Source organism: Agrobacterium sp. CNPSo 3708 (assembly GCF_028674915.1).
Taxonomy (GTDB): Bacteria; Pseudomonadota; Alphaproteobacteria; order Rhizobiales; family Rhizobiaceae; genus Agrobacterium; species Agrobacterium cavarae.
In genome coordinates this window covers 74,282-91,086 of sequence record NZ_JAQZSF010000012.1, presented here as the reverse complement: position 1 = coordinate 91,086, position 16,805 = coordinate 74,282, and the positions used below count along the sequence as shown (strand labels likewise).

At 58.0% G+C, this 16,805-nt stretch carries 14 protein-coding genes, 1 pseudogene and 1 other annotated feature; of the genes and pseudogenes, 7 read left to right on the top strand and 8 right to left on the bottom strand.

Annotation, left to right across the window (positions count from 1 at the left end):
• Positions 1-131 precede the first annotated feature (131 nt).
• Entirely contained in the window at positions 132-1,508 is a 1,377-nt protein-coding gene (locus PVA19_RS21760) for a class II 3-deoxy-7-phosphoheptulonate synthase (protein ID WP_062425427.1), read from the top strand.
• Between the two features lie 67 nt (positions 1,509-1,575).
• Here PVA19_RS21760 and PVA19_RS21755 read toward each other — a convergent pair whose 3' ends face one another.
• The 6 genes and pseudogenes from PVA19_RS21755 to PVA19_RS21730 form a co-directional block, all read right to left on the bottom strand.
• On the bottom strand, positions 1,576-3,306 hold the full coding sequence (locus tag PVA19_RS21755; RefSeq protein WP_274104150.1) for a TadG family pilus assembly protein: 1,731 nt from the start codon (positions 3,304-3,306) through the stop codon (positions 1,576-1,578).
• Between the two features lies 1 nt (position 3,307).
• Complete coding sequence (locus PVA19_RS21750; protein WP_062425425.1) at positions 3,308-3,721, bottom strand: TadE/TadG family type IV pilus assembly protein; 414 nt, start codon at positions 3,719-3,721, stop codon at positions 3,308-3,310.
• A 192-nt stretch (positions 3,722-3,913) separates the two neighbouring features.
• Positions 3,914-4,588, bottom strand: a pseudogene (gene radC, locus PVA19_RS21745) (RadC family protein); the annotation flags it as partial.
• Positions 4,589-4,762: 174 nt separating this feature from the next.
• Positions 4,763-5,593, bottom strand: coding sequence for a type I methionyl aminopeptidase (gene map, locus PVA19_RS21740; RefSeq protein ID WP_062598095.1), 831 nt, complete (start codon positions 5,591-5,593; stop codon positions 4,763-4,765).
• A gap of 32 nt (positions 5,594-5,625) precedes the next feature.
• Positions 5,626-6,345: a DNA/RNA nuclease SfsA gene (gene sfsA, locus PVA19_RS21735; protein WP_274104149.1), complete on the bottom strand. Its 720-nt coding sequence runs from the start codon at positions 6,343-6,345 to the stop codon at positions 5,626-5,628.
• Positions 6,346-6,372: 27 nt separating this feature from the next.
• Positions 6,373-8,229 carry a PHA/PHB synthase family protein gene (locus PVA19_RS21730; RefSeq protein WP_274104148.1) on the bottom strand — a complete coding sequence of 619 codons (1,857 nt, stop codon included), beginning with the start codon at positions 8,227-8,229 and terminating at the stop codon, positions 6,373-6,375.
• Positions 8,230-8,410: 181 nt separating this feature from the next.
• Between PVA19_RS21730 and PVA19_RS21725 the strand changes: the two genes are divergently transcribed.
• Positions 8,411-8,752: a hypothetical protein gene (locus PVA19_RS21725; RefSeq protein WP_246666335.1), complete on the top strand. Its 342-nt coding sequence runs from the start codon at positions 8,411-8,413 to the stop codon at positions 8,750-8,752.
• Positions 8,753-8,831: 79 nt separating this feature from the next.
• Here the strand turns inward: PVA19_RS21725 and PVA19_RS21720 are convergent, their stop codons facing one another.
• Both PVA19_RS21720 and fnrN read right to left on the bottom strand, forming a co-directional pair.
• On the bottom strand, positions 8,832-10,319 hold the full coding sequence (locus PVA19_RS21720) for a SulP family inorganic anion transporter (protein WP_274104147.1): 1,488 nt from the start codon (positions 10,317-10,319) through the stop codon (positions 8,832-8,834).
• Positions 10,320-10,394: 75 nt separating this feature from the next.
• Positions 10,395-10,450 (bottom strand) — a sequence feature (sul1 is cis-regulatory element that is thought to sense ions involved in sulfur or methionine metabolism; They are found in Alphaproteobacteria).
• Positions 10,451-10,800: 350 nt separating this feature from the next.
• Positions 10,801-11,526, bottom strand: coding sequence for a transcriptional regulator FnrN (gene fnrN, locus PVA19_RS21715; RefSeq protein ID WP_112519264.1), 726 nt, complete (start codon positions 11,524-11,526; stop codon positions 10,801-10,803).
• Between the two features lie 200 nt (positions 11,527-11,726).
• Here fnrN and hemN point away from each other — a divergent pair, with 200 nt between their 5' ends.
• From hemN to PVA19_RS21690, 5 genes are all read left to right on the top strand, one after another.
• Entirely contained in the window at positions 11,727-13,076 is a 1,350-nt protein-coding gene (hemN, locus tag PVA19_RS21710; protein WP_274104146.1) for an oxygen-independent coproporphyrinogen III oxidase, read from the top strand.
• A gap of 133 nt (positions 13,077-13,209) precedes the next feature.
• Entirely contained in the window at positions 13,210-13,488 is a 279-nt protein-coding gene (locus PVA19_RS21705; protein WP_027675812.1) for an acyl carrier protein, read from the top strand.
• A 149-nt stretch (positions 13,489-13,637) separates the two neighbouring features.
• Complete coding sequence (locus tag PVA19_RS21700; RefSeq protein ID WP_062598091.1) at positions 13,638-14,117, top strand: 3-hydroxyacyl-ACP dehydratase FabZ family protein; 480 nt, start codon at positions 13,638-13,640, stop codon at positions 14,115-14,117.
• A gap of 182 nt (positions 14,118-14,299) precedes the next feature.
• Entirely contained in the window at positions 14,300-15,496 is a 1,197-nt protein-coding gene (locus tag PVA19_RS21695) for a beta-ketoacyl-ACP synthase (RefSeq protein WP_274104145.1), read from the top strand.
• A gap of 12 nt (positions 15,497-15,508) precedes the next feature.
• Positions 15,509-16,795 carry a beta-ketoacyl-ACP synthase gene (locus PVA19_RS21690; RefSeq protein WP_274104144.1) on the top strand — a complete coding sequence of 429 codons (1,287 nt, stop codon included), beginning with the start codon at positions 15,509-15,511 and terminating at the stop codon, positions 16,793-16,795.
• Positions 16,796-16,805 lie beyond the last annotated feature (10 nt).

The following is a 16,805-nucleotide window of genomic DNA, read 5'->3' as shown; positions in this document are numbered from 1 at the left end:
AAGCACTTTCCGCAGGTCCAAAAGCGTCGGTAATTGACTAGGCAAGCTCCCTGCAAAGGTTTATAAGCCGCTCAATTTTTAAAGGTGCGCACGCCCGCGCAATTTTTCGGGCGGGGAGACAGGTGAGTAGAATGGCACAGAATTGGACGCCCGGTAGCTGGAGACAGAAGCCCATCCAGCAGGTTCCGCAATATCCGGACGCTGCTGCGCTTGCAGCAACGGAAGCCCAGCTTGCAAGCTATCCCCCGCTGGTTTTTGCCGGCGAAGCACGCCGTCTGAAGAAGCAGCTTGCCAGCGTTGCAGAAGGCGAAGCCTTCCTTCTGCAGGGTGGCGATTGCGCCGAAAGCTTCCTGGAGCATGGTGCCGACAACATCCGTGACTTCTTCCGTGCCTTCCTGCAGATGGCCGTTGTCCTGACCTATGGCGCGCAACTGCCCGTCGTGAAGGTCGGCCGCATCGCCGGTCAGTTTGCCAAGCCGCGCTCGTCCAACATCGAAGCGCAAAATGGCGTGGAGCTGCCGTCCTACCGTGGTGACATCATCAACGGTATCGAGTTCAACGAAGCCTCGCGCATTCCGAACCCCGAGCGCCAGCTGGATGCCTACCGCCAGTCGGCTGCCACGCTGAACCTGCTTCGCGCTTTCGCCATGGGCGGCTATGCCAATCTGGAAAACGTGCATCAGTGGATGCTCGGCTTCGTCAAGGATTCCCCGCAGGCGGATCGTTACCGCAAGCTTGCTGGTCGCATCTCCGAAACCATGGACTTCATGAAGGCGATCGGCATCAGCGCCGAAAACAATCCGAGCCTTCGCGAAACGGACTTCTTCACCAGCCACGAAGCGCTGCTTCTCGGCTATGAAGAAGCATTGACCCGTATCGACTCCACGTCGGGCGATTGGTACGCGACCTCCGGCCACATGCTGTGGATCGGTGACCGTACGCGCCAGCTCGATCACGCGCATGTGGAATATTTCCGCGGCATCAAGAACCCGATCGGTCTGAAGTGCGGCCCGTCGCTGCAGCCGGACAATCTGATCCAGCTGATCGACGCTCTGAACCCTGCCAACGAAGCAGGACGCCTGACGCTGATCTGCCGCTTTGGTCACGACAAGGTCGCCGACCATCTGCCGAAGCTGATCCGCGCCGTTGAGAAGGAAGGTCGCAAGGTCATCTGGTCCTGCGACCCGATGCACGGCAACACCATCACGCTCAACCATTACAAGACGCGCCCATTCGAGCGCATTCTGTCGGAAGTGGAGAGCTTCTTCCAGATCCACCGCGCGGAAGGGACACATCCAGGCGGCATCCACATCGAGATGACCGGCAAGGACGTGACGGAATGCACCGGCGGTGCGCGCGCCGTGACCGCCGACTCGCTGTCCGATCGCTACCACACGCACTGCGACCCGCGCCTCAACGCCGATCAGGCTCTGGAACTGGCGTTCCTCCTGTCCGAGCGGATGAAGAGCGGTCGCGACGAAAAGCGCCTGGCCGTCGCCAACGCCTGATCTCATTGACATGCAGGCATACAAAAGCCGCCGGAGCGATCCGGCGGCTTTCTTGTTTTAAGCAGAGTTATTGAACCAACACGGGCTGCATGCAGCGCAGATCCGTCACCCGCACATCCGCTTCACCAATCTTCACGCCCAGCACGAGCAAGGTGTTGTAAAGTAGCTCATCGATCGGTTTCGTCGCAGCACCCAGCGTATCGGCAAGCGCTGCCTGGAGAACCGTTGGTGAGCCAATCGTCAGGAACAGCACGTTGATATCGAGATCGAGCTTCTTCAGAAGCGATGTAACGAGCGATGTGGAGACATCCTTCGTCGAGACCTGTTTGATTTTGCCGAGCTGGATTTCCGATTGATAGAAGGTCAGTCGGCTCTTCGTCATGTTGCCGCTGTTGATCTGCGCCATGCCGTTGATCCTGACCACGGCAGAATCGACGATCGACGCTTTGGTAACGCGTGGCGTGCGCCCGAAATTATTGAATGCACCGGTGTCGACATTGCCGAGCGATATCTCAGCAAGACCCGGCACCACATCAATATCCACCGCGCCATTACCAGGCGTCATGCAACGGATGTCGGCAAGCCGTGCCTCCGCATTCGCCACCTCGACATAAAGAGGGATTTGAATCTGCAGGCCGAGAAGTGCTTTCAATCCTATCACGGAAGTATCGACGGCGAGGCGTGTCTGTGCCGTGCGCACAACGGTGCCGGATGCGCCAACAGCCAAGGGCGGGGTGCTGACCGGAGGCTCGCCCACGGCAAGCGTGATCTTGGTTCCCGCAAGCCCCGGAACGGACGCGCCCGCATTGATCGCAATCTGCTTGCTTCCGTTGCCGGCAACGGCTGCAGCGGAGATCAAGTCGAAGACACCTGCCGTGACCTTGAGGTTTTCGCTGTTTCCGACCATCGAGTCCATAAATGGACCGAGATTGACGATCTTCTCAAGAGGAAGGCTGATGCTGCTCTTGTTTGCCGTCCGCTCCAGGGTCTTGATGGCAGCCGCGACGGAGGGCGACAGGCCGCTGGTGCGCCCAAGGGCGCTGAGAAACTTGCTGACGGTCACATCCGTGGCGAGCACCTCGCGGTAGGTGCCAGCCTGCAGGCCGAGGTCGACCGCCAGGACATCGATGACCTTCAACAAATTGACGTCGGCGCTGACGAGCGCCTGATAATCCATCAGCTTGAGACTGACGGACGAACCCAGGAGTCCACTGAGAAGCGAATTGAGGATGCCTTCATTGAGTGACAGCAGACGCGACCCCACGGAGAAGGCCGCTACGCGCTGTGCTGCCGCCGTTCCGACTGCCGAAACCTTAGGTGGCGTGGTGAAGCTCGACGCGAAAAAGAGCGCCCCTCGTTCAACGATCTCAACCTTCACCGCATTGGGCGGTGTGGCATTTGCAACAAACCGCTGGCCGACCTCAGTATTCGGGTCAGGCACATAGCGCCCCTTGGTAAGCTCGGCGTAGCCGTCCATACCAGGCACTTCACCGTTTATATCGAGAGGCACGATTCCCGTATCCGTCAGCACGCCGGCCGGAATTTTGACGCCCAGCTTTTTGCCATTGAGCTTGAAGTGCTGCAACACCGCCTGTTCCGGATTGGGAGCGCCAGCAGCAGAAATAGCGGCAAGATCCGCCGTCTGTTGAAGCTCCCGCTTTTGCAGCGTCAGCGCCCCGTAATCGACGCCGAGTGCCAGAATGCCGGCAAAGAGCGGTGCGGTGAGCCCGGCCATGATGGCAATGTTGCCGGATGTGTTTTGCCAGAAACGCGATTGCCGAAATCCTGCTTTGTCCATGTCAGACCCCTCCGATCCGGATTGTCGAGAAACGCTTGATGGTTTTTTCCGGAAGGGCGTAGGAGTAGAGGCTCCAGATCGGTAGCTCCGTCGCATCGTACTCCACGGTCACGGTGAACTGATTGCTATTGCTGAGATCGCTGCCGACCGTCACATGGAAATAGCGCTTGTCCATGAAGGCGTAGCCGAGAGCGCTTCTGGACACGAAGTCCTTTGCCAGCGCCTCGCGTTCGTTGTTGTTCAATCCGGCAATGGCGGTTCTGGCGGCATCGGCCGCCACCTGCTGCACGGAATAGGCGGTCATCAGATAGATGCCGTAGGCAATCATGGTCAGCAGGACCAGCAGAAAGATAGGGGCAATAATCGCAAATTCGACGGCGGATGAGCCAGCACGATTACGAAGCATTCTTGCCATAAGTCCCACGGCACCCTCCGATACGCTTGTTGCGTTATTTTCGGATATGCTAATTCAAGCGGGTTGTTTTTTTCTTAATGGCAAAGCTTTGGGTTGTGTGCCACTTTGGGATGGTCCCAATATGCCTTCATAAGTAGCGAAGATGATGGGTAACGGTTATCCGGCATAACAGGCGGACATCATTCGTCGTCTTCAGATCAGCCGCAGGCCTCTGAAGCTCACATGCCCGTCCTTGCCGATAATGATATGATCATGCACGACAATTCCAAGCGGCTTTGCTGTATCGATGATGGTCTTCGTCATATCGATATCGGCCTTGGACGGCGTCGGGTCTCCACTGGGATGATTGTGGACGAGGATAATCGCCGTTGAGGAAAGCTCCAGTGCGCGCCGCACGAGCTCGCGTGGATAGACGGGCGTGTGGTCCACGGTGCCATAGCCTTGCACTTCATCGGCGATGAGCACGTTGCGCTTGTCGAGAAAGAGAATGCGAAACTGCTCTCGCGTTTCGTAGGCCATGGCGGCATGGCAGTAATCGATGACAGACGACCACGAACCGAGCACCTGCTTGTTGCGGATTTCGCTTTTCAGCATTCTCTGTGAGACCGACGCGACGAGTTTCAGATCCAGTGCCACAGCCTCTCCGACGCCGCTGACTTCCTGCAAAAGCGCTGGCGGTGCGCCGAGAACGCCGCCAAGCGTGCCGAACCGGGCGATCAGCGCCTTGGCGATCGGCTTTGTATCGCGGCGCGGAATGAGCCTGAAGAGCAGAAGCTCAAGGAGTTCGTAGTCGGCGAGCGCCACATCGCCAATATCGCGATATTTGGCTCGTAGTCGTTCTCGATGACCGTGATAATGCGCGATCTCCTCACCGCCTCTGGCCTTCGTCTTGGCGGAATTTGGGGCAGGTGAGGTCTCTCTGGGAAGGCCAAGGTCTACCGAAGTGCCAAACAGGTCACCCGCCCCAGAGGTTTCGCCAAATGCTGATGCTTTTCCGGTGTCGGGCGAGGGACCTTTTGCCATCTGGCGATAACTCTCCCGTTAGAGCGGTGGTAGGCCGGGCCGGTCGAAGCCGCCCGGCGACAAGGTGAAGACTTCGCAGCCTGTCGCCGTCACGCCAACGGCATGCTCATATTGGGCGGACAGCGATCTGTCACGCGTCACCGCCGTCCATCCGTCCGAGAGAACCTTCACATGCGGCTTGCCAAGGTTGATCATCGGCTCGATGGTGAAGATCATGCCCTCACGAATTTCCGGGCCATCGCTTTCCTTGCCGTAGTGCAGGATATTCGGCGTATCGTGGAAAAGGCGCCCGACGCCGTGGCCGCAGAAATCCGTCACCACCGAGCAGCGTTCCGCTTCAGCATAGGCCTGGATGGCAGCACCGATGGCGCCGGTCCGCACGCCAGGTCTCACCGCAGCAATGCCGCGCATGAGGCACTCGTAAGTGACTTCGAGCAGGCGCTCGGCGGACCGCTTGATCTGTCCAACGGGATACATGCGGCTCGAATCGCCATACCAGCCGTCGAGCAAATAGGTCACGTCGATATTGACGATGTCGCCTTCGCGTAGCGGCTTGTCGTCTGGAATTCCGTGGCAGACCACGTGGTTGATCGAGGTGCAGACGGATTTGGTATAGCCGCGGTAATTCAGCGTCGCGGGAAGCGCGCCATGATCGGCCCCGAATTCGAAGACGAAGCGGTCGATTGCGTTGGTTGTGATCCCTGGCTTGACCATGTCGGCAAGCGCATCGAGGCAACGTGCCGTCAACTGACTTGCCTTGCGCATGCCCTCGAAGTCTTCGGCATTATAGAGGCGGATGACGCCCGTGTTCTTCATGGGGGCGGATGCCGCTTCGATATAGGTGACCATTCTATCGCTTTCTGTCTTACTTTCACCTGCGTTCATAAAGCAGCAGGGGGCCAGTCGTCTATTGCAACCATCCGGTTCGCGACGATTTCCAGCGGCGAAACCTCGCAAGCCATGGCATAGGCCTCCACACCGCGCCGCATCGCGCGTTGAAACGCGACGGCATAAACCGGGTCGAGATCGGAGCAGATTCGCATCTGATGGCAATCTGGACGCTGGATCAGATAGAGCATGACGGCGCGGTAACCGGCTTCTGCCGCATCACCCAGTTCTTCAAGATGTTTGGCGCCGCGCTTCGTCGCTGTGTCCGGAAACTCCGCGAGCCCGGCCTCCCGCACGAAATGCACGTTCTTGACCTCGACATAGGCATCCGGTCTTCCAGGCGCCGAAAGCAGGAAATCGATGCGAGAATTGATGCCGTATCGCTGCTCGCGTTTCAGCACGTCGTAGCCGCGTAGCGACGGAATTCGATTTGCAAGGATTGCCTCTTCCGCAAGCCGGTTCGGCATCCCTGTGTTAATGCCCACCACCGTTTGATCCGCTTCCACCATTTCCAGCATGTGACGATATTTGCGCGTCGGGCTGTCATGCTCGGAGAGCCAAATCCTGGACCCGGGGGTCGTCAGTCCACGCATGGAGCCCGTATTCGGGCATGATCCGGTGATCGCCGTTCCGTCATCCAGAATGGCGTCGAAGAGGAAGCGTTTATAGCGGGAGACGAGCGTGGCGGGCACGAGGGGAGAATCAAAGCGCATGGCGCAAGTGTCTTCCCATGGCGTCGGTCATTCAAGCACATAGGTGCCTGGTGCATCGCAGAGCGGGGTGAGCCCACCATCTCCTGGAATGCGCGCTCCGACCATGTCTTTGCTCTGTCGTTCAAGCCAGTCCTGCCAATGCGGCCACCAGGAGCCGGGATGAACGCTGCTTTCCCGCTGCCAGTCGTCAAAGTCACCGACAGGTGAGGCTCCGGTCAGATATTGATACTTGCCAGCGTCAGGCGGGTTCACCACACCTGCGATGTGGCCCGAACCACCCAGCACGAATTCGACCGGCGCGCCGAACGTCTTTGCGCCCTCGAATACCGATTTTGCCGGAGCAATATGGTCGTCGCGCGTGGCGAGATCATAGATCGGAATAGTGACGTCCCCGAGGTTCAGCACCTTGCCATCCACCACCATCCGCCCTTCGGCCAAATTGTTTTCCAGATAGCAGTTGCGCAGATAGAAGGAATGAACGGCCGCGGCGACGCGGGTGGAATCGGAGTTCCAGTAGAGCAGATCGAAGGGTGGAGGCTGGGTACCACGCAGATAGTTGTCCACCATATAGGGCCAGATCAGATCAGACGCGCGCAGCATGTTGAACACACTCGCCATGATCGCGCCATCGAGGTATCCGACCGCTTTCATATGTACATCGAGCGCAGCAAGCTGAGGCTCGTCGATGAAGATCTTCAGATCGCCCGTATGGGTGAAGTCGGTTTGTGCGGCAAGCAGCGTGGCACTGCGGATGCGATCGTTTTTTTCCTTGACGTGAAGGGCGAGGGTGGCAGCAAGAAGGGTACCGCCAATGCAGTAACCCACCGCGTTGACATGCCGTTCGCCGGTGGCCTCTTCGATTGCGCCAAGCGCAAAATCGATGCCCTCACGAATATAGTCGTCCCAACCTTTTTCCGCATGGCGCGCGTCAGGATTGACCCAGGAGATCATGAAGACGCTGTGGCCTTGATCGACGCACCATTTGACAAAGGATTTTCGTGCGTTGAGATCGAGAATGTAGAACTTGTTAATCCATGGCGGGATGATGAGAAGAGGGCGCCTGAACACCCTTTCCGTTGAGGGGGCGTATTGGATAACCTCGCAGAGCGCACTGCGGGCAATCACCTTGCCTGGAGAGATCGCGATGTTCTGGCCGATGACGAACTGGCTGTAGTCGGTGTGGCGAAGCCTTAAGTGTCCGTTGCCAGCCGCCATGTCTTCCGCCAGCTGTGCCATTCCTTTGACGAGGTTTGCCCCGCTGGTAGCAACCGTCTCGCGAAACACTTGAGGATTGGTGAAGGCGAAGTTGGCTGGTGAGATCGCCTCCGTCACCTGCCGCATATAAAAGCGCGCCTTTTCGCGGGTCCGCTCATCCAGACCCTCGGCCTCTGTGACCATCTTCTCCGCCCAGTCGGCGGTGGCGAAATAGACCTTCTGCAGAAAATCGAAAAAGGGGTTCGCCTGCCAGTCACTATCGGCAAACCGTTTGTGGGCGCTTCGGGTTTCGGTCTGTGGTTTTTGCGCGCCAGCTTTGGTCTGCTGCTCGGATAGCCGCATTACCGATTCTTGCCATATCGCGAAATAGTTCGATAGAAGGTGGGTCTGCGCCTCCACGGATCGCTGCGGCTCCGCCATCCAATATTCGGCCACGTCCGACAATGTCTGGAAGACATCGCTTATTGGAGTTGGGCTCGTCTGCGGAATCTCGCCGCGCTCTCTGGGAGCGAGCCACTCGGAAGCAGCCTTGCCGAGATTTTCCACAGCCCTTGCAATGTTCATGGCAAAGGCCTGCGGATCGCGGAGAATATAGGCATCGGCAGATTTGGGATCGAAACTGAACCCTTTGTCCTCAGCATCGTCGGGTCCGCCTCGACTGCCGGCCATACGTTCTCCTCCGCGGCAATTTTTGTATTTGCACATTCTGTACGAAAACGAATACAAGTTCCAGCAACACGGGCGCCGGGACAGTGCGTTCGACACGCGATAGATACCTTACAGGTGGGGCAGGAAAATGGGCAAGCATTCGGGAAGCGTAAAAACAGCATCTATGCTGTTGGTTTGCGGCTTGGTCCTTCCTTTGGCTGCCTGCACCACGCCCAAGCCTCTCGTCAATCCGGCCCATATGGAGCGCCCCAAGGCGCAGATTGTCGGCCCACAGCCTGTCAGCAGCGGCCCTTTGCAGAAGCGTGATACCGGCAATTTCCCGACCTTTGCCAAGCCGATGACGGCTGCCATGCCGCAGATGGAAGAAAACGAAGCTTCCACCATGGAGCAGAACCTGACTGCACTTGGCGCTGCCCGTCGCCGTGGTCAGATCACCGAGGCGGAATACAAGCGCCGCGTTGCAGAGCTTCGTGCGCTTTCAGCGCAGCAGCAGCCGACGGCAACGCCCGCTGCCTCCCAGTAAGCGAACAAAATCAACATTCTTCGTCGCTTCTAACTGGAGATGAGGATGGGCCGCAGCGTTGCCACGGCCCCATCACCGATCAATGCAGCGATGCACTCGCCGCCGGACGTTCCTGTCTGTCATGGAGCGCGAACTTGTCGATCATGTCGGCGCTCGCCTTGTTGAAGCCCATGACCTCGACCTCGACGCCCGCCTTGCGATACTTCAAGATGACCTTGTCCAGTGCGCCCACTGCGGTGATATCCCAGAGATGCGCGGACGAAACGTCGATGACGATCTTCTCGGCCTGCTCGGCGAAATCGAACGCACCGATGAGGTTTTCCGCTGAGGCAAAGAAGATCTGACCCTCGACGACATAGGTGACCGTCTTGGCGCCCACATCCTCGCTTCGCGTGACACGGAAGAGCTTCGAGACCTTGCCTGCGAAGAAGATGCCCGACAGCAGCACGCCGACGATAACGCCCTTGGCAAGGTCATGAGTTGCCACCACGGTGACGACCGTTGCCAGCATGACGACAGACGAGGGCAGCGGGTTGCGTCTCAGGTCGAGGATAGAGCGCCAGGAAAAGGTGCCGATCGACACCATGATCATTACCGCGACGAGTGCGGCCATCGGAATGATCCGAACGAGGTCGTCCAGCACGACGATAAGGAACAGCAAAAAGGCACCGGCGACGAAGGTCGAGAGCCGCCCACGTCCCCCGGACGTGACGTTGATCACCGACTGGCCGATCATGGCGCAGCCACCCATGCCGCCGATCAGGGCGGAGGCGATGTTGCCGGCACCCTGGCCGACGCATTCCTGGCTCTTGTTGCTTGGTGTATCTGTCATGTCGTCGACGATTTGAGCCGTAAGAAGGGACTCAAGGAGACCGACGGCTGCGAGCGTGACGGAATAAGGAAAGATGATCTGCAGCGTTTCCCATGTCAGGGGAACCTGTGGAATCATCAGGACTGGAAAGGTCGATGGTAATTCGCCAAGGTCTCCGACAGTGCGAAGATCCATGCCCGTCCACCATGCGATCGCAGTCAGCACGGCAATGGCAACGAGCGGCGAGGGGATCGCCTTCGTGACGTAGGGAAAGAGATAGATGATGGCGAGGCCCGCCGCGATCATCACGTAGGTCAATGCCGGAACGCCGATCAGTTCAGGCAACTGCGCCATGAAGATCAGGATGGCGAGTGCATTGACGAAGCCGGTAATGACCGAGCGAGAGACGAAGCGCATGATGCGTCCGACTTTCAGCCAGCCTGCAACGATCTGGATCAGGCCCATCAGGATGGTTGCGGCGAAAAGATATTGAAGCCCATGGTCTTTGACGAGCGAGACCATGACCACGGCTGTCGCAGCCGTCGCAGCAGAGATCATGCCGGGACGTCCCCCGACGAAAGCTGCGACGCAGGCAATGGCAAACGAGGCGTAAAGCCCGACTTTGGGATCGACGCCGGCGATGACGGAAAAACCGATCGCTTCGGGAATCAGCGCAAGCGCGACGACGATGCCGGAGAGCACGTCTCCACGAATATTGGAGAACCACTCCTGACGGTAGTGTGAGAAAGTTTGCATAGATGAGTTACCACAGTTGATGCAACGGGCCGAGCAGAACTCGGTCCTCAAAAGATGAAACAGGTTGCGTTGCTGTGTTGTCTGGCGGATCGGCGGCCAGAAGAGCCACCCGGATTTTCACCGGGTCCTTGTGGATAATTGCTCTATAATCGAGATGTCGACGTGCTGCAACCGGCATCGTTTTGCTGAAACGCCTGAAGCACCGTCGCTGTCCGTTAACGAAATCCTACTTGGATCTGCTGTTTTTGACCCATCCCGCCAATCTGGCGATAACCCATTTTCTTAAACGAAAAGAGTATCTTATCGTCTAAAACTTGTTTCCAGGGAGGCCACTTGATGGCAGGCGCTGGGGAGCGTGATGATGAAGTGCTTATTTGTAGTTTTGATCCTGACCGCAACGGTGTTTACACCAGCAGAAGCCAAGGCGCCTTACATGTTTGGCGCCTCGCTGACACATTTGAAGTGGGATAAGTAAGGCCCGTCAGTCGTTACCGGCGGCGTCGTTAAGCGCATCGAGATCGGGCACAGTGATATGCCGGTTGTTCTCGATCTGAATAATGCCCTCTTTTTTCAGCTTGGTCATCTGACGGCTGACGGTCTCGATCGTAAGACCAAGGAAGTCCGCAATATCGGCGCGTGACAGCGGCAGGTCGAAGCAGGACACGTCACCCTTTTCAGGATCGATGTGCGTGGCGATGAGATGCAGAAAGCTTGCGACCTTTTCCTGCGCGGATTTACGACCGAGCGTCAGCATCCAGTCCCGCGCTTCGTCCAGTTCCTTCAGTGACTGGCCGTGAAGCTTGCGCTCCATGTTCGGCACTTCGCCAATCATCCGGTCCACCACACGCCGTGGAAACAGGCAGATCTCCACATCGGTGGCGGCTTCGGCGGTCATGCTGCTTTCGGCATTGAAAGGGCGCCCGAGAAAATCAGGTGCGAACTGCAGGCCGACGATCTGCTGACGGCCGTCCGACATCATCTTCGACAACTTGATGACGCCACTGAGAATATTGGCGTAGTAGGGCACGAGTTCGCCCTGGCCAAGCAGTTCGTTGCCGGTTTCGAACCTCTTGCGGCTGGACTGACGGTTGAGCTCCAGAAGCTGCGCTGGCGTAAGAACTCCACAAAGGCCGCCATGGCGCGCCTCACAGGAACGGCACACGACGGGCATGTCTGAATTGTGGATAGTTCTCTGCAGCGTGTCCATCGCGTCACGTCCAAGTCGAACGGGTCCGATCGCAGGCGCGATCTCAAAAATCCCCGTCAAATCAAGCCCCCGAAGCCCATGTCCCCACATCGCTTCTGATACGTTTGTTTATTAGCTAATTTGATCGAAGTCAAAGTTGCAAACTGTCGCAGCATGTATCCCTAAGTCGCAGAATTGATACATGTCAGGAAGCGAGCGCGATGGCTGAGCATTTGTTGAAGAAATATTCCGCGGCCGTTCCCCGCTACACGAGTTATCCAACGGCGCCTCACTTCCATCTGGGTATAGGAGCCAGGGACTATTCATCCTGGCTGCAAGCCCTTGATTCGCAGCATCGCCTCTCGCTTTACATCCATATTCCCTATTGCGACCGGCTCTGTTGGTTCTGTGCCTGCCACACCAAACACACGCTTCGCTACGAGCCGATTGCCGCTTATCTGAAAGCGCTGCACTGCGAAATTCAAGCGGTCGGGCGGCTGGTGTCGAAAGACGTCCGCGTTACCGCCGTACATTTTGGTGGGGGGTCGCCAACGATGGTCAGGCCGCAGGACTTGATTGCGCTGATGGACGCTCTGCGTTCGACGTTCTCATTTTCGGATAACGCCGAAATCAGCGTCGAGATGGACCCGAACGATCTCGATCAGGGGCGCTACGATGCCCTGGCTGCAATCGGCATGACGCGGGCAAGTCTTGGCGTGCAGGACTTCGACCGGAAAGTGCAGAAGACAATCAACCGCATACAGACCTTTGAACAGACGAGATCGGTGGTGGATGCGGTCAGGGCGCGTGGCGTGCACTCTGTCAATTGCGACGTGCTCTATGGCCTGCCGTATCAAACGCTCGAAACACTGCGCGATACCGTCGACAAGATCATCTCTTTGGACCCCGATCGCGTGGCTCTCTTTGGATACGCGCATGTGCCGTGGATGAAGAAGCACCAGACGATGATCCCGCAAGAGGCGCTGCCGGATGCTATTGCGCGATACAGGCAGATGAAAACCGCAGGCGAAATGCTGGTGCAGGCGGGTTATGAGGCGGTCGGCATCGATCACTTCGCCAAGCCAGGTGACACACTGGCGAAAGCGATGGAAGAGGGAGAGCTTCGCCGCAATTTCCAGGGCTATACCGATGACAGCGCCGACGCCCTGATCGGGCTTGGTGCCTCGTCCATTGGCAAGTTGCCGCAAGGCTACGTCCAGAACATGGTTGCGACGGGTGAGTATGAACGCATGGCTAAAACCGATGGTCTCTGCATCGCTCGTGGCATTGCACTTTCTGTCGAAGACCGGGTGAGGGCCTTCGTGATTGAAAGGATCATGTGCGATTTCTCGTTCGATCTGTCGGCGCTTGCCGCGCTCTTCGGTCCTGCGTCTCTCCCAGCCGTGGAGGAAGCTCAGCAATTTGCGGAAGGTGATCGCGACGGGCTTGTCCATATCGAGGCCGGTCGTTTTGCCCTGACGGAAACGGGCAAGCCGTTTGCTCGCAGCATTGCCGCAACCTTCGATACCTATCTCTCCAACGGGCGAGGGCGTCATTCTCTGGCGGTTTGAGTGTAGGGTGTAGGCAACACACATCGCCCAAAATAGAGCGAAGCATCACGAAAGCATTGGCTTTTTGGTGCAACTTCCCTATGTGGTGCGTCTGAAGAGACCTTTATAATTAAGAACACAAAGGATTACGGGCGTGACAGCTACATTCGATAAGGTTGCCGACATCATCGCTGATACCAGCGAAATCGATCGCGAAACCATTACGCCGGAAAGCCATACGATTGACGACCTCGGCATCGACAGCCTCGACTTCCTCGATATCGTTTTCGCCATCGACAAGGAATTCGGCATCAAGATCCCGCTCGAGCAGTGGACGCAGGAAGTCAACGAAGGCAAGGTTTCGACCGAAGAATACTTCGTTCTGAAGAACCTTTGCGCCAAGATTGACGAGTTGAAGGCAGCCAAGGGCTGATCTTTTCGTTCCGCTTCTGCGGGTTCCAGCAAAATGGGACCTGCATGCTGCTTTTTGACAGAGCTCGATCCTCAGGACTTGCCTGAGGACGTTTGCCCATCTGACGCTGTCTTGGGGCGAAACAGCCTGGCCTATTTCACGGACAAGATATGCTTCTCGAATATTTCCAGATGGTGGACCGAATCGAGTCTATCGACAGATCAGCCCGCATCCTGAAGGCGCGATCGGTCGTGCCGGACAAGAGCCCGGTTTTCGAGGGGCATTTCCCGGGTATGCCGCTGGTTCCAGGCGTGCTGTTGATCGAAACCATGGCGCAGACGTCCGGAATGCTGGTTCTTGCCATGACGGATTTCGCCGCCATGCCATTCCTGATGTCGGTCGACAGTGCCAAGATGCGGACCTTTGTCGAGCCAAATGCCGTGCTCGATATCGAGGCCTATCTCGAGCATGATGGATCGGGCTTTGCCGTCACCAAGGCAAAGATTACTTCAGGCGGCAAGAAGGTCTGCGACGCGCAACTGAAGCTTCGCACCATGCCTTTCTCTGAAATTCCGCTTGCGCCGATCGTCAAGAAGCGCGCCGAGGAAGTAGGCCTTATGGCGGCGATCGCTGCCGATACCTCCGCCTGATCGAAAAAGCGCTATCTTCGCGTTTAAAATGCTGAAAAGTCATGCGGTGCGGAAGGTCCGATAGGCTTTCGCCATTGCAAAGCCGCATCGCGCGCATTATTCCGCATGGCAAGTGCGGCGTACCTGCCGTTTTTGAGAGCTGGCCCGGGACTGCGTTCCGAAAAAGCGACGAAGGATCACGGATGATGAAGTCTGACAATGATGTGGTGATTACCGGGGTCGGTATCGTGACCTGTCATGGTGTTGGTAAAGATGCCCATATTGCGCTGCTCTCCAGCACCACGACGCCAGAGGCGATCGTTGAGACGGAAAAGTTTGCGCCTTATCCCATTCATCCGCTGCCGGAGATTGACTGGTCTGCGCAAATCGGTCGCAAGGATCAGCGCCAGATGGAAAACTGGCAGCGCCTCGGCGTGTTTGCAGCCGGTCTCGCGCTGGACGATGCTGGTTTGAAAGAAGACGCGGACGCCTGTGGCACGATGGACATGATCGTGGCTGCCGGTGGCGGCGAACGCGACATCAATGTCGATACGCTGATTGTCGACGAAGGCCTCAAGCGCAACGACCGCGAAGTGATGCTCAATGAAAAGCTGACGACGGAGCTTCGCCCGACGCTGTTTCTCGCCCAGCTTTCCAACCTGATGGCTGGCAATATTTCGATCGTGCATAAGGTCACCGGCTCTTCGCGCACCTTCATGGGTGAAGAAGGTGCCGGTATCTCCGCCGTCGAGACCGCATTTTATCGTATTCGCTCAGGCGAATCGAGCCATGCCCTTGTGGGCGGCGCATTTGCGGCCGAACGCCCGGACATGACGCTGCTTTTCGAAGCCGTCGGCGCGCATGCTCAAGGTGGCTGGCAGCCGCTTTGGTCGCGCGAGCAAGGCGAGGGCGGCGGCATGATCACGGGATCCGTCGGCGCCTTCCTCGTGCTGGAATCGCGCAAGCGCGCCGAAGCGCGTGGCGCGAAGATTTACGCGCGTATCGACGCGATCGAAGGCGATCGTGGCAACCGCGACGATGGCAAGCTTGAGGCGCGTCTCGAACGCCTCCTCGCGCCTGCCAAGGACGCGGCTGAAACCGTCGTCTTCTCTGGTGCCAGCGGTTATGACGGCCTGACGTCCCGCGAAAAGGACATTCTCGAAAAGACCTTGCCACATGCTACAATTCGCGGCTTTGGCGGTGTTACCGGCCATGGACTTGAAGCGCAGTTTCCGCTGGGCCTTGCGCTTGCAGCTCTTGCGCTTGAAAGCGGTGCGATGGTTCCGGCCTTTGACAGCGCTGTCGAAAAGCCGATGGCGGCTGCCGCAACGGAAGCGGTCGTGACCACGGTTGGCCATGTGCGCGGCGAAGGTGTCGCCGTTCTTTCCAGAGACGCTTGAGGAGTTCAGACCATGGCATCCAGCAATTTCAAGGATCACCTTGGACGCCCCATCGTTGCCGTCACCGGTATGGGCATCATCACCTCGTTGGGGCAAGGGCTCTCGGATAACTGGGCGGCTTTGACCTCCGGCAAATCCGGCATCCACAAGATTACCCGCTTCCCGACCGACAATCTCTCGACGAAGATCTGTGGCACGGTCGATTTCATCGATATCCCGGCACCCAATTCCGTCGAGCGGTCCTTCGCATTTGCGCGCGAAACCACGATCGAAGCTCTGGCTCAAGCAGGACTATCCGGCGATTTCAACGGTCCGCTGTTTCTGGCTGCGCCGCCGATCGAACCGGAATGGAGCGCCCGCTTCGAGCTTGCCGATCGGTCTCCACCTGCTGCAAAGCCGGGCGACGCCTATGATCGCTTCATGGCCGCTCTTCGTCAGCGCCCCGATCCAGCCTTTCAGGAGGCCGCGCTCTTTGGTGCGATCTCGGAGCGTCTATCCGATCAGTTCGGTACACGCGGCCTCCCGGTCACGCTTTCGACGGCCTGTGCTTCGGGCGCGACGGCCATCCAACTTGGTGTTGAAGCCATCCGCCAGGGCCGCACCGATCGCGCACTGACCGTTGCGACGGACGGATCCGTCAGCGCCGAAGCGCTGATCCGCTTTTCGCTTCTGTCTGCCTTGTCCACACAGAACGAGCCGCCCGAAAAGGCGTCCAAGCCCTTCAGCAAGGACCGCGATGGCTTCGTGATTGCAGAGGGTGCGGCCACCCTGGTTCTGGAATCGCTGGAAGCAGCGGTAGCCCGCGGTGCAAAGGTGCTCGGCATTATCAAGGGCGCGGGCGAAAAGGCAGACAGCTTCCACCGCACGCGCTCGTCGCCCGATGGCGGCCCAGCGATCGCAACCATCCGCGCAGCGCTTGCCGATGCTGGCTTCTCCGAAAGCGATATCGGCTATGTCAACGCACATGGTACATCCACGCCGGAAAACGACAAGATGGAGTATAGCTCCATGCTGGCGGTCTTCGGCGAAGGTCTGAAGGCGATCCCGGTCTCCTCCAACAAGTCGATGATCGGCCATACGCTGACAGCAGCAGGTGCGGTCGAAGCCGTGTTCTCATTGCAGACCATGCTGACCGGCACCCTTCCGCCAACGATCAACTACACCAATCCCGATCCGACCATCGCGCTGGATGTCGTGCCGAATGTGAAGCGTGAGGCTCAGGTCAGCGCCGTTCTGTCGAACTCCTTCGGCTTTGGTGGCCAGAACGCAAGCCTTGTCATGACGCGGGAACCGGCTTAAGCGGTTCCCC